This is a genomic window from Photobacterium sp. HL06 (assembly GCF_059552575.1).
In genome coordinates this window covers 967,218-980,833 of the sequence record NZ_CM183915.1, presented here as the reverse complement: position 1 = coordinate 980,833, position 13,616 = coordinate 967,218, and the positions used below count along the sequence as shown (strand labels likewise).

Here is a 13,616-nt window from a genome sequence, read left to right as displayed (position 1 = left end):
CTCTTATGTAAATCGCAACAGCCCCAATAAAAATAGCCAGATAAAAAGTAAAAAATGCCAGTACCGGGTACACAGGCTCAGAGAAGGGTAGAGTGAATCACTGTGCCTTTTGATAGCATGGTACACCGCTATTGCCAGGGCTATCAGCCCTCCCAGTACATGCAGTCCATGCAGGCCTGTTAATAGGTAGAAAAAGCTATTGGCCGGGTTGCCCCCGACACTGTAATTTAAGTTAAGCAGTTGTTGCCACGCCCATAGCTGGGCGAGGATAAAGCCTAGGGTGAAAAACACCGCGAGTTTTAGTAACGAGCGACACGCATGGATCGATGGCAACAGGGCCGCTTTCCGACAGCTAAGGTGCATAGCCACGCAGCTCATCACAAGCATAGCAGTGCTGACACTGAGCTGCCACGGCTCGCTGAGTGGCTGCCAGTCATTAAGCGTCATACGGATCCGGTAGGCGACGGTAAACAAGAAAAACAGCATGGTGACCACGCCCATTAGGATCCATAGCCCGATTGAGGCGGAAGCCCTTTTCGGTGACGGGAAATAAACCGTGTTGGCATCTGGGCTGAGGGTTACTTTTTGCTGCTCCGCCTTGGGGTTGTCGAGCTTACGCTTCATCGCTGTCACTCCGTAAGTTGTCTGCTGGAATGCCGGAGGTTTCATCTTCACTGGGCTGTTGATCATTGGGTGGGATGTTTTGTGGAATATAGTCTTCGTCATGCCCCGGCACGCTGAAGTCATAGGCCCAGCGGTGGACAACAGGGAGCGTTTTGCCCCAGTTACCATGTTTGGGCGGCGTATCCGGTGTCTGCCATTCCAGCGACGTGGCCAGCCACGGGTTTCCTGATGCTTGTTTACCTTTCACATAGCTCCAGAAGAGGTTGAAGATGAAAACCAGCTGCGCGGCACCGACAATCAAGGCTGCAATGGTTATAAAGGCATTGAGGCTTTGGGCTGATTCCGGAATAAAACTGTAGTCATCATAAGCATAGTATCGCCGTGGCATACCGAGGATCCCCAGATAGTGCATGGGGAAATAAATCGCATAGGTGCCGAGGAAGGTGATCCAGAAATGCAGGTGACCGAGCGGCTCATTGAGCATCCGGCCGGTGACTTTTGGATACCAGTGATATATTCCGCCAAAAATAACCAGGATCGGTGAGACACCCATCACCATATGGAAGTGGGCAACGACAAAGTAGGTATCTGACAGGGGAATGTCGACAATTACATTGCCAAGGAATAGACCGGTTAGCCCGCCAATGATAAAGCTACTCATAAAGGCAATGGCGAAAAGCATTGGCAGGCTGAGGTGAATGTCGCCGCGCCAGAGAGTGAATAGCCAGTTGTAGACCTTGATCGCTGTCGGTACGGCGATCACTAATGTGGTGGTGGCAAAGAAGAAGCCAAAGTAAGGATTCATGCCGCTGACATACATGTGGTGGGCCCAGACGATAAAACTCAGGGCGGCGATCCCCAATATCGCCCATACCATCATTTTGTAGCCAAAGATGTTCTTGCGGGCATGGATACTGATCAAATCAGAGACAATTCCAAAGGCAGGCAGGGCGACAATATACACTTCTGGGTGGCCGAAAAACCAGAACAGGTGCTGGAATAAGATTGGGCTGCCGCCGCCGTAGTCGGTTTGCTGACCCATTGAGATCACTGCCGGCATGAAGAAGCTCGATCCGAGCAGTTTATCAAACAGCATCATGATGGCACTGACCAGCAGGGCAGGGAATGCCAGCAGTGCCATGATGGAGGCGGTAAAAATGCCCCATACCGTCAGAGGCATACGCAATAAGGTCATGCCCTCGGTACGGGCCTGAAGAACCGTCGTGACATAGTTTAACCCGCCCATAGTGGCTGCGACGATAAACACGGCCAGTGAAACCAGCATCAGGACGATACCCCAGTCGGTACCGGGAGTACCGGGCATAATGGCCTGAGGTGGGTAGAGCGTCCAGCCCGCTCCTGTCGGCCCACCGGTTACGAAGAAGCTGGCAATAAGGATCAGCGAGGCCAGTAGGTAGAACCAATAGCTGAGCATATTGAGGAAAGGGAAGACCATATCGCGTGCGCCGACCATTAACGGGATCAGGTAATTGCCAAAGCCGCCGAGGAATAACGCAGTTAGCAGATACACAACCATGATCATGCCGTGTAGGGTCATAGACTGGTAGTAAGTATTGACATCAATAAAGTCAAACTGACCGGGGAAGCCAAGCTGCAGGCGCATCAGCCAGGATAGTATCAGTGCGATCAGCCCCATGAATATTGCCGTGATCGAATACTGGATGGCGATCACTTTATGGTCCTGGCTCCAGATATACTTGGTCCAGAATGACTGGGGATGGTCGTCAGAATCGCTGGAGTGTGACGTGTTGTAATTGGACATAGTCCCTTCCTCCCCGTTATAGATGATCGTTGGCTATGGCGCTGACACGGCTTTGATATAGGCAATCAAGGCCTCGACTTCCTGCTCACTAAATTGATAGACCGGCATGATGGCCGGATACCCCTTGACGACTTCTGCATTGGCTTGGAGGATCGCGGTACGCAGGTAGGCGTCATCAACCACCACTTCGGCATCGTCAGACATCAGCTCAGTCTTTCCGTACAGACCAAGCCAGGTGGGGCCGACGCCCGGTTTGCCGTCCAGGCTGTGGCAGGCGATACAACCGTTCACTTCAGACAGGGTTTTCCCCAGCGCAATAATGTCTGTGGTATCGCCGACAGTTTGTGGTTGCTGGGTGTCAGCAAACGTGGGCTGTGAGGCCAGCCAGACCCCAAAGGTGGCATCATCTTCCACCACGACCCGCCCGCGCATGTTGAAATGGCCGATTCCGCACAGCTCGGCACAAAGAATATCGAACGTACCGCGTTGGGTTGGGGTAAACCAGAAATAGGTAACAGTGCCGGGCACCAAGTCCATTTTGGCGCGAAATTGCGGCACGTTGAAATCATGCAGTACATCCTTCGACCGCAGCAGGACTTTGAATGACATGAACAGCGGTAGATGCAGCTCTGGGCTGAGGATGATTCTGTCATCGGCTGAGGCGGGATCTTCAGGGTCTAGCCCAAGGGGATTGGTGGGGCTAATAAAGCGAATGTCGCTCTGGCCCAGTAGGTTATCTTTGCCGGGAAAGCGAAAGCTCCATTTCCACTGTTCGCCGACGACTTCAACAGTTTGTGCTTCATCAGGCACATTGACGAACTTGCCATAGACGACCAATCCTGGTGCCAGCAGGGCAACAATGCCGACAGTGGTAAGGCCGATCAGCCAGGCTTCGAGTTTTTTATTGTCAGGCTGGTAGGTGGACTTGCGACCTGGCTTATGGCGATAGCGGATCACCATCCAGGCAATCAATAGGTTGATGACAATAAAGAATGCGCCAGTGATGATGAGCGTTAGCGTGAAAGCATCATCAATCTCGCCCCAGTTGGACGCCGCCGGTGTCAGCCACCACGGGCTGTAGTAATGAAATGCAATGGATGCAATAACAATCAATATCAAGGCAATGGCAATAGCCATACACATCACACCTTAAATCATTATTGGTAGCATCCCTGAAAAAAAGAACGGAAAAACAAAGCCCAAAGATTTTAAATTTTCTTGTTAACTAATAGTCAATTAGCTTAGTGGAGGAATTGGTTGTCTGCGAGTGGCTGAAAAGCTTTCTGCCTTTCAGGCGCAGAACTGAGAATAGTGTTTACTTGTTAGGTGTTGAAAATCAGAGGCTGATTGTGCGCTTTCTAACTGCTACTGCAATGTTATGCCACAAAGCACACTTTTACGTGAACTGTCTGCGGCTTTTTTATTCGTAACCAACACGATAGAGCTCACGTTGATACGATAACTAACTGTTACATATGACTAAATAAGAGTGCCCCTGTTTAGTTACAACGTATTCAATCAAGGATAAGTATGAAATTGCGTATCAGTTTTACTGGCGACAGTATTGGCTCCGTCACTCAGCAACGCTTAGGCTCTATTTTTCAGATGAAGCGGTGTTTGTTATGGCTAACTTCCGGCTTGATCTTCCAGGCGAGTGCAATCGCCGGTGATGTTGATCCGTTTGTGGGAATGTACAAAGCCGACATAGACTTTATTCCCTATACCGAGATCAAAAAGCACGGGCAGCGTTATTTTGCTGTTACGCCGTCAGGTTCGGCTGAACTGGTGGTGAAAGCAAACGGCAGTTTCAAAGCCAAAAATGCGAGCATTGATATCAGCGGGCAATTCGAAAACAAGGTGGATGGCCTATACCAGCTGAAAACGGTGAACCTCTATGGGACACCTTATGTGTATGAGCGAGAAGAGATGGCACAGCAAGACTATATGTCAGCTCTGTATAGCGACAAGCATTTCTTCAGTGAGTTTAGCCACCCGGCCAATGAGCAGTGTGCCGCTCCCTATCCCGATGTTGAGGCTGCCAGTGAACAGCTGCTTGCACAGTCGCCAAGGATGAAGTCACTGGTCAACAAAATTGAACATAGCCGCTTTGACTACGCGAATATTAATAGCCTACTGATTTTGAAAGACGGAAAACTGGTATTTGAACGCTATTTCAATGGCTGGCAGGCAAGTGATTCCCACAGCATTCAATCGATCAGCAAGAGCGTAATGTCGCTACTGGCCGGAATAGCAGTTAAGCAAGGCGACATTGAAGATGTCAGCCAGCCAGCCTCCCGTTACCTGCCAAGCTACAAGCAGTATTTTGAGGGTGAAAAAGGGAAAATTACCCTCCGCGATCTATTAACTATGTCACCTGGCCTGTATTGGGATGAGTGGTCGAAAACCTATGAAGACCCGGAAAATATGCGCAGAAAAGAGATCGAGAGTGATGATTCTGTCGCTTTTACATTGTCGCAGCGGGTTAGTCATGCTCCGGGCAAACAATTTACCTACAGTGGTGGTACGGTCAGCGTGTTAGGGGAAGCGCTCCGTGTCGCGACTAAGCAGCCTTCGGTGAGTGATTACGCCATGAAAGGGCCATTGTCGGTGCTATGTTTCGATAATGCTTTCTGGATGAAGCAAAATGATCAGCGACCTAATGTTGCTGGTGGTATCTCATTGCGACCTAGGGATATGATGAAGCTGGGCCAGCTGGTGCTCGATGGGGGAAAATGGCACGGCAAGCAGCTGATTGAACCGGAGTGGCTTAGCGAGTCAACCAGGCCGTTGCTGACAACTGGTGTACCGGGCCTGAAATATAGCTATTTCTGGTGGAATACCACTTATTACTATAAAGGCAAACAATACCCTGCGGTCTTGGCCAGGGGGTATGGTGGCCAGGATATAGCGATTGTCAAAGATCTTGACTTGGTCGTGGTCAAAACCGCAGCAAACTTCCATGCAGCCTCGTTGCTGGGCCGGATGATGGTTGACAGCATATTGCCAACGTTTGCCAATTGATAGGATTAACCTTGCCCGTATTGAAAGTGTGCGGGCCCTATTCTTGTCGGCTATTGATATGACAATCGATATCAAACAATGAGTGACCAATCACGAATAGTTAGGTGAAAAAATGAGAATGTTCGCTATGGTTAGAAAATATTCTTATAAAATCTGATTGTTAGGAGTGATATGTGGCTGGGGCAAGTTTATTAACCTTGTTAGATGATATCGCGACCGTGCTCGACGATGTCGCGGTGATGAGTAAAGTCGCTGCACGCAAGACAGCAGGTGTCTTGGGCGATGATTTGGCGCTCAATGCCCAGCAGGTCTCTGGCGTACGGGCCGAGCGGGAAATTCCGGTCGTCTGGGCTGTTGCCAAAGGCTCCTTTCGAAATAAGTTAATTCTTGTGCCGGCTGCCTTGTTGATCAGTGCAATAGCCCCGTGGCTGATCACCCCGATGCTGTTGCTAGGGGGATTATTCCTCTGCTACGAAGGGTTTGAAAAAGTAGTCGAAAAGCTGTTCCACCCTCCCCGGCTTGAAGAGTCCGATCTGCTGGAAGAGATGGACAAGGCCGATGATATTCTTGAGTTCGAAAAACAAAAGATCAAAGGGGCGATCCGCACTGATTTTATTCTGTCGGCAGAAATTATCGTGATCGCGCTGGGCACGGTACAAGAGGTTCCCCTTGTTACCCAGGTAATGGTGATCAGCTTAATTGCTGTATTAATGACAATCGGTGTCTATGGTTTGGTGGCAGGCATCGTCAAGCTCGATGATCTAGGACTGTACCTGGTTAAAAACAGCTATGTCGCCTCATTCAAGCATGCCATTGGCAATGGATTGATCAATGCAGCACCTTATCTAATGAAGTTTCTGGCCGTTGTCGGTACCATTGCGATGTTCCTGGTGGGAGGGGGGATTGTTGTTCACAGTATCCCGAATTCCCATGTGTTGGTTCATCATCTAACAGAGCAGGTTGCCATGGTACCGGGCGGTGCTTTGATGCTACCGGCGTTGATTAACGCGGCGATAGGACTACTTTCCGGGGCAACCGTGCTTGCAGGGTTATCAGTCTTTGGCCGGGTTAAGGCGATGGCAAAACAAACCTGACCTAAACTTGTCTTGCTGAATTATGCGATGGGGGAATTTGGCATTAATATAACCCAGTATATTCAGCCTGATCCGATAGAGAAATTGAATGAAAAAAGTCTTGCTTGCAGCTTCCGTGGCTTCCTTGATGGGGCTCTCGAGCTATAGTGTTGCAGCTGAAACGGCTCCAGTAGCCTTCCAGAATATTCCAGATCTTATGGTCGAGTTTGACTCTGCCAAAGAGTATCGCAAGAAGGCGCTGACCTATGGCCGTTTGCCACACCGACGCGAAATGGGCCGTGCATTCCCGACGTATGTTGCTGCTGAAAATGGCAAGCCTAAGCTGGAAACCGAAAATGAGGTTTCCGATACTATGGTGATCGCCCGCAATCCCGAGCCTGTTAGTGGCGCAGTGTTCAATGAGTGGCTGGTGCCAAAAGACAAGTGGGAAACGACCTACGGAGAACTGCCGCAATTTACCGAGTTTGCACCCTTTAAACGGATTAAAATGATTAAAGCTATTCCGATCACAGATGAAGTATTAGCTTTGCTTGGCAGCGAAGACGGAGAAACCGCAGTGATTGCTGTTGAATGGAATGAGCAGGGGATGACGGTGTATAAAGACGGCTATCTTGCTGATGGCGGCTATGGTATTGCCCCGGAAGAGATGGCCAAGACGTATGAGGAAGTTGAGTAATAACAAGTTAAATTGCTGCAATAAAAAGTAGAAGCCGACGTGAAAATAACAACAAGAATAGCAACCGATGATGATTTCGGATTTGCTTTCAAGCTCAAGAAAGCGGCTGAGTACGGACCGATTAAGGCTGTATTTGGCTGGGATGAGGTACTGCAAAAGAAGATTCATCAACAAGAATGGTCTGAAGGTAAACCCACTTTGATCTTGGCTGGTGACAAACCGATTGGCTCTTTTATGGTTGAGGAAAGAGAGGATCACTTATATTTTTGCCGGTTCTTTTTGCTGCCTAAGTACCATGGCAGGGGAATCGGTAGCGCTATATTGTCTGATGTTGTCAATATAGCGGATCGAGATAGAAAAATATGTAAGTTGGTTTACCTTCAGGGTAATCGTGTCGGTAGGCTTTATGAGCGCTATGGTTTCAATAACGTTGGGGAAGATAGGCAATTTATCTATATGGAGCGTTTGTCAGCAAAGAACTAATATTTATTTGAGGTGCTAACAAATGAAAGAATCAACGTTTAAGGCTACCATGGCTAAGTATTTCATTGGTGAGCTGGTTCATCACAAGTTATTTGATTATCGAGGAGTGATCGTCGATATAGACCCTCATTTTCAATTGACTGACGAATGGTACGAAGCCGTTGCGCGTAGTAGACCGCCGAAAAATGAGCCCTGGTATCATGTGTTAGTTCATGACGCTACAAATTTAACCTATGTAGCAGAACAAAACCTGGAGCCCGATCCGAGTGGCGATAAAATTAATCATCCAATGATCGAGCAGTTTTTTACGGGTTTAAAAAATGGGCGGTATGTGAATGTTGGAAGAGTTAACTGAAGATTTTTGGCCTGTTTGTGCTTATCCGGCTTCAAGATACTGGCGGCCCATAATTTGCTGGAAGGCAGGCCCATATCGATTTTGATCACTGGCCGCTCTAGTGTCGTGAAGACCACGAAATGTGAACAGGCTGCCCGATATCTGGCAGCCTTTTTTTGTCTTGTGGCGAGCAGGGCATTGATTTTTTAGTTGAAAGTTACCTAAACCCCACTTCTATTCATTTCCCTGTCTTTGATTTCGCAATGCCAGAGGCGAAATTGAGAAAAACTCTTTAAAGCAGCGGCTGAAATAGGTGGCTGTGACAAATCCGGAGGCCGCCGCAATGGTGGCAATAGAGTCATTTGACTGCAGAAGTAACTGCCTGGCATGGGTCAAGCGCAGCTCCAGGTAGTATCGGGAGGGGGACGTTTGTAAGTGGATACGAAATAAGCGCTCTAGCTTACGGCGTGAAGAGCCTATCCAACTGGCAAGTTCGTCGATGGATAGAGGTTCCTCCATATTGCCAGCCATTAACTGGACCGTATCCTTCAGAGCTTGCGGCGTTGAGGGGGCAAACACTTCCCGGACTTTTGGAAGCTCAGTGGGCTGGGTAGCACGATCACAGGACAGGATTTCTCTGACGGCATTAACGATCTCTACTCCCTGCAGCTGTTCAATCAGTTTTAGCATCATTTCCAGGGAGCTGCTCGGGCCTGCCGCAGAAACGATCTTATCTTCGATGATATAAGCTAAGTCGGTGACTTTACTGACGGGGAAGTGCTCTCTGGCATAGGCATGATTGTCAGGATGCAGGGCATACCTGGTTTCTTTGAGTACGCCGGCATGGGCCAGAGAAAGCGCCCCATTCCATATACCCCCGAACCTGGCTTTTCGAGCGGCAATCTGGCGCAATTTGCGGGACAGTTTCGGTATTTCTTCAAGCTGACTTCTGAATCCCCCGCAGACTATCAGTAAATCAATTTGCGTATCATGAGAAAGCTCATCCAACGTTTGATCTGCAGAGATTGTGATCCCCAAATCACTGGTAACCGCACAGCTATCGATCCCCACAGTCGAGAAGGTAAATCTTTGCGAGGTCGTTACCAGGTTAGACGTAACCAGGGTATCGGCTGCACTGGTGAACGAAACTAATGAGAAGTGATCCAGCAGCACGAAGACAACATGGATCGGTGCGTTATCCGAGAGCTGAGGGGGGAGAAAAGAGCTGTTGGTATCGCGTAGTGTGCCGGTGAATTGTCTTTTCTGGCTCATCGGATTAGCCTCGATTGTTGTGATTTTGTTGAATTTTTAGTTGCGGTTAATAATGACATAAATGATGAATTTACATCACCTCATTGGATAGAGGAATAACAAAACCAAACAAGTGTGATGTCACTCTATATGCCGTCGTGTCAAGCATTTAGGGCTTTTTTAGGTGAGTTAGATAAATTGAATGCTAATTGCCTCCTGTCGCAAAATCATCATTTATCGCCGTAAACGGTCACTCGTCTGTGGCACGTGCCTTGTACTATTAATCCTGTTTTAACAATTCTTTTACAGGTTGTGGCCTGTAATTACGTTTGACCGGACGGAGAGCAAGGCATGTTTTATAACGATGATCGTATTCAGGGATTTGACGACGAACTGTGGCAGGCGATGCAGGCTGAAGATTTGCGCCAGCAAGACCACATCGAACTCATCGCTTCTGAAAATTACACCAGCAAGCGAGTGATGGAAGCTCAGGGAAGCCAGCTGACTAACAAGTATGCCGAGGGGTATCCGGCCAAGCGTTATTACGGTGGTTGTGAGCATGTCGATAAGGTAGAAGTGTTGGCGATAGAGCGTGCTAAAGCCTTGTTCGGCGCTGATTATGTCAATGTGCAGCCGCATTCGGGCTCACAGGCCAATGCAGCCGTGTATATGGCATTGTTGAATCCGGGAGATACCGTACTGGGAATGAGCCTGGCCCATGGTGGACATTTGACCCATGGTGCGAAAGTCAGTTTCTCCGGCAAAATCTATCACTCTGTGCAGTATGGCTTGAATGAAGCCACTGGCGAAATTGATTACGACGAAGTAGCGGCGCTGGCCCGTGAACATCAACCCAAAATGATTGTGGCCGGTTTCTCGGCTTACTCACGGATCATAGACTGGCAGCGTTTTCGCGAGATTGCTGATGAAGTGGGTGCTTACCTGTTTGTTGATATGGCCCATGTTGCCGGGCTGGTGGCAACAGGCCATTACCCGAATCCTATCCCGTTTGCTGATGTGGTTACCACCACCACCCACAAGACATTACGTGGCCCGCGTGGCGGCCTGATCTTGGCTCGTCGCAATGAAGAGCTGGAGAAGAAACTCAATTCCGCCGTCTTCCCGGGCGGGCAAGGGGGCCCGCTGATGCATGTGATCGCAGCTAAAGCGGTTGCTTTCCAAGAGGCACTGTTACCTGAGTTTACCGACTATCAGGCTCAGGTAGTGAAGAACGCCCGTGTCATGGCCGACGGCTTTATCAAGCGAGGTTATGACGTGGTTTCCGGCGGTACCGATAACCATCTGTTCCTGGTCAGCCTGATCCATCAGGGGATTACTGGCAAAGACGCCGATGCCGCGCTCGGAAAGGCACATATCACGGTGAACAAGAATGCTGTACCGAATGATCCGCAGTCGCCTTTTGTGACCAGCGGGCTCCGTATAGGTACCCCAGCCGTGACATCGCGTGGCTTCAAAGAAGAGCAAGTCGCCCAGCTGACTGAGTGGATTTGCGACATTCTTGATGATCTGCACAACGATGACGTGATCGCAACGGTTCGCAGCCAAGTGGCTTCACTTTGCGCTGAATATCCGGTTTATCGCTAAGCACGAAGGAGTACGGGCCCTGCTATGGGCCCGACGGAGGATATTGTGATGGCTATCAGTTTGTTTGACATGCTGAAGATTGGCATTGGCCCTTCCAGTTCACACACGGTCGGTCCGATGCGTGCGGCCTGGCGTTTTGCCGGCCAGCTGCGCTCTGAAGGTCTGCTAGCGCATACCCGACGGGTTAGCTGCCATTTATACGGCTCACTCGGGGCCACCGGAGTGGGACACGGGACCGGGCCGGCGGTGTTGATGGGGCTGGAAGGCCAGGAGCCGGAAACTATCGACCCGGGTAGTGTTAGTGAACGAGTGGCAGCCATTTATCACCAAGGCATGCTGAACCTGGCTGGCGAGCGGCAGATTGACTTTATAGACGCCGATGACTTGCTTTATATCCCGCTTGAGAGCCTGCCACAACACCCCAACGGCATGCGCTTGAGAGCCTTTTCAGAAGGCGGGAACGTGCTGCTGGACAAGGTTTATTACAGCGTCGGCGGCGGGTTCGTGCTGGATGAGGAGGAGATCGAACAGCCTTCTGCCAACGAGCAGGTTGAGTGGCCGTATCCGTTTGTTTCAGCTGAGGAGTTGCTGTCGCTGTGTAAAGAGAATGGGTTGCGGATCTCAGAGCTGATGCTGGAAAACGAAAAGGCACTTCGTCCAGAGCATGAGGTTCGTCAGGGCATCCTGGCATTTTGGCAGGTGATGCAGGGGTGCGTCCAACGCGGTCTTTCCCAGGAAGGTATTTTGCCCGGCGGACTTAAGGTCAAGCGCCGAGCCGCGGCCATGCACCGCCAGCTAATCGAGGAGTCCGGCAGTGCCAAAAATCATCATCTGGCGGCAATGGATTGGGTCAACCTCTATGCCTTGGCTGTCAATGAAGAGAATGCGGGCGGCGGACGGATTGTAACGGCACCGACCAACGGGGCCGCAGGCATCATCCCTGCCGTGTTGCATTACTACGTGAATTTCTGCGATGGCGCTGATGAAGAAGGCGTGATCCGATTCTTGCTGACGGCATCTGCCATTGGGGCGCTGATTAAAATGAACGCGTCGATATCCGGGGCAGAAGTCGGTTGTCAGGGCGAGGTGGGTTCGGCCTGTGCCATGGCGGCTGCGGGGCTGGCTGAAGTGCTTGGGGCGACGCCTGAGCAGGTGGAAAACGCGGCGGAAATCGGCATGGAGCATAACCTGGGGCTGACCTGTGATCCGATTGGTGGCTTGGTGCAGGTGCCCTGCATCGAGCGCAACGCCATGGCAGCGGTTAAAGCCATTAATGCAGCGGCTATCGCTATGCGGGGAGACGGTGAACATTTTGTTTCGCTTGACAGTGTGATCCGCACCATGCGCGAAACCGGTAAAGACATGATGGACAAGTACAAGGAAACATCTCGCGGCGGTCTGGCGGTGAATGTTATCGAGTGCTGAGTTAATCCTATTCGGTGCAGGCAACTGGCATCTGTACCGCTCTACGGAAGGTGAAGAATGAACAACTATTCTGGATTCGGGCTGTTTAAACATGCCCTGAGCTACCATGAAAACTGGCAGCGGGTGTGGCGTAATCCAACCCCGAAAAAAAAGTATGACGTGGTGATTATCGGCGGTGGCGGGCACGGCCTGGCAACCGCTTATTATCTGGCCAAAGAGCACGGGATCACCAATGTGGCGGTGATTGAAAAAGGGTATTTGGGGGGCGGTAATACAGCCCGTAATACCACCATTGTACGTTCCAACTATCTGTGGGATGAAGCTGCCCATTTATATGAGCACTCAATGAAGCTGTGGGAAGGTTTGTCCCAGGATCTTAATTACAACATGATGTTCAGCCAGCGCGGGGTGTTGAACCTGGGGCATACCCTGCAGGATATGCGGGATATCGAGCGCCGGGTGAATGCTAACCGGCTCAACGGGATTGATGGCGAAGTACTCACTGCGGCTGAAGTGCAGGAGATGGTGCCTATCCTCAATTGCTCCCCGGATGCCCGTTATCCCGTATTGGGAGCCAGCTGGCAGGCGCGGGGCGGTACAGCCCGCCATGATGCGGTGGCCTGGGGCTTTGCCCGGGCAGCCGATCAGCTAGGGGTTGATCTCATCCAGCAAAACGAAGTCACCGGCATCCGTGTTAGCGGCGGCAAAGTGGAAGGGGTGGAAACCAAGAAAGGGTTTATCGGAGCCAGTAAAGTCGCCTGCGTCGCTGCCGGGAATTCGGGCGAGCTGGCGAAAATGGTGAATATGACCCTGCCGCTCGAATCGCACCCGTTGCAGGCCATGGTGTCGGAGCCGCTGAAACCGTGCCTTGATACGGTGGTGATGTCGAACCATGTCCATGGCTATATGAGCCAGTCAGATAAAGGTGATTTAGTTATCGGCGCTGGAATAGACAGCTATTTGGGATATGGTCAGCGCGGTTCGTTCCCGGTCATCGAGCACACTATTGCGGCGATTATCGAAATGTTCCCGATTGTCAGTCGGGTTCGCCTGAACCGTCATTGGGGCGGCATTGTCGACACCTGTCCGGACGCTTGTCCGATCATCAGTAAGACCCATATCGACGGCCTTTATTTTAACTGTGGCTGGGGGACGGGTGGATTTAAGGCGACGCCGGGATCAGGTCATGTGTTTGCCCACACGATTGCCCATGATGAGCCGCACCCGCTTGCCAAACCATTCAATATCGACCGCTTTGTTACCGGCCATCTGATTGATGAGCACGGTGCAGCCGGTGTCGCGCACTAGCGCAGGGAGGAG

Annotated in this window: 12 protein-coding genes; 8 read left to right on the top strand and 4 right to left on the bottom strand. The window is 50.7% G+C overall.

Annotation, left to right across the window (positions count from 1 at the left end):
* Positions 1–3: 3 nt before the first annotated feature.
* Genes AC51G0_RS22795 through AC51G0_RS22785 form a run of 3 tightly spaced genes read right to left on the bottom strand, consistent with a single transcriptional unit; the run spans position 4 to position 3,550 of the window.
* Complete coding sequence (locus AC51G0_RS22795) at positions 4–624, bottom strand: cytochrome c oxidase subunit 3 (RefSeq protein WP_496303939.1); 621 nt, start codon at positions 622–624, stop codon at positions 4–6.
* Entirely contained in the window at positions 614–2,407 is a 1,794-nt protein-coding gene (gene ctaD / locus AC51G0_RS22790; RefSeq protein WP_496303938.1) for a cytochrome c oxidase subunit I, read from the bottom strand. Before ctaD ends, AC51G0_RS22795 begins: the two co-directional genes overlap by 11 nt.
* Before the next feature lie 33 nt (positions 2,408–2,440).
* Positions 2,441–3,550 carry a cytochrome c oxidase subunit II gene (locus AC51G0_RS22785; RefSeq protein ID WP_496304184.1) on the bottom strand — a complete coding sequence of 370 codons (1,110 nt, stop codon included), beginning with the start codon at positions 3,548–3,550 and terminating at the stop codon, positions 2,441–2,443.
* Between the two features lie 387 nt (positions 3,551–3,937).
* Between AC51G0_RS22785 and AC51G0_RS22780 the strand changes: the two genes are divergently transcribed.
* The 5 genes from AC51G0_RS22780 to hspQ all read left to right on the top strand — a co-directional run bounded on the left by AC51G0_RS22780 (position 3,938) and on the right by hspQ (position 8,036).
* Positions 3,938–5,428: a serine hydrolase domain-containing protein gene (locus AC51G0_RS22780; RefSeq protein WP_496303937.1), complete on the top strand. Its 1,491-nt coding sequence runs from the start codon at positions 3,938–3,940 to the stop codon at positions 5,426–5,428.
* A gap of 173 nt (positions 5,429–5,601) precedes the next feature.
* Positions 5,602–6,522 (top strand): DUF808 domain-containing protein, encoded by a 921-nt coding sequence (locus AC51G0_RS22775; protein ID WP_496303936.1) that lies wholly within the window; start codon positions 5,602–5,604, stop codon positions 6,520–6,522.
* An 88-nt stretch (positions 6,523–6,610) separates the two neighbouring features.
* On the top strand, positions 6,611–7,198 hold the full coding sequence (locus AC51G0_RS22770) for a hypothetical protein (protein ID WP_496303935.1): 588 nt from the start codon (positions 6,611–6,613) through the stop codon (positions 7,196–7,198).
* Positions 7,199–7,237: 39 nt separating this feature from the next.
* Positions 7,238–7,681 (top strand): GNAT family N-acetyltransferase, encoded by a 444-nt coding sequence (locus AC51G0_RS22765; protein WP_496303934.1) that lies wholly within the window; start codon positions 7,238–7,240, stop codon positions 7,679–7,681.
* Positions 7,682–7,703: 22 nt separating this feature from the next.
* Positions 7,704–8,036 carry a heat shock protein HspQ gene (gene hspQ / locus AC51G0_RS22760; protein WP_496303932.1) on the top strand — a complete coding sequence of 111 codons (333 nt, stop codon included), beginning with the start codon at positions 7,704–7,706 and terminating at the stop codon, positions 8,034–8,036.
* Between the two features lie 213 nt (positions 8,037–8,249).
* On the opposite strand, the gene AC51G0_RS22755 is transcribed toward hspQ, so the two are convergent.
* Positions 8,250–9,287 carry a GlxA family transcriptional regulator gene (locus AC51G0_RS22755; protein ID WP_496303931.1) on the bottom strand — a complete coding sequence of 346 codons (1,038 nt, stop codon included), beginning with the start codon at positions 9,285–9,287 and terminating at the stop codon, positions 8,250–8,252.
* A gap of 330 nt (positions 9,288–9,617) precedes the next feature.
* On the opposite strand from AC51G0_RS22755, the gene glyA reads away from it, so the two are divergent.
* Genes glyA through AC51G0_RS22740 form a run of 3 tightly spaced genes read left to right on the top strand, consistent with a single transcriptional unit; the run spans position 9,618 to position 13,604 of the window.
* The gene (gene glyA, locus AC51G0_RS22750; protein ID WP_496303930.1) at positions 9,618–10,871 is read left to right on the top strand and encodes a serine hydroxymethyltransferase; all 1,254 of its coding nucleotides are present in this window, start codon (positions 9,618–9,620) and stop codon (positions 10,869–10,871) included.
* 48 nt (positions 10,872–10,919) lie between these two features.
* A complete protein-coding gene (locus AC51G0_RS22745) occupies positions 10,920–12,296 on the top strand; it encodes an L-serine ammonia-lyase (protein WP_496303929.1) in 1,377 nt (458 codons plus the stop codon).
* A gap of 57 nt (positions 12,297–12,353) precedes the next feature.
* On the top strand, positions 12,354–13,604 hold the full coding sequence (locus AC51G0_RS22740; RefSeq protein WP_496303928.1) for a sarcosine oxidase subunit beta family protein: 1,251 nt from the start codon (positions 12,354–12,356) through the stop codon (positions 13,602–13,604).
* Positions 13,605–13,616: the final 12 nt, after the last annotated feature.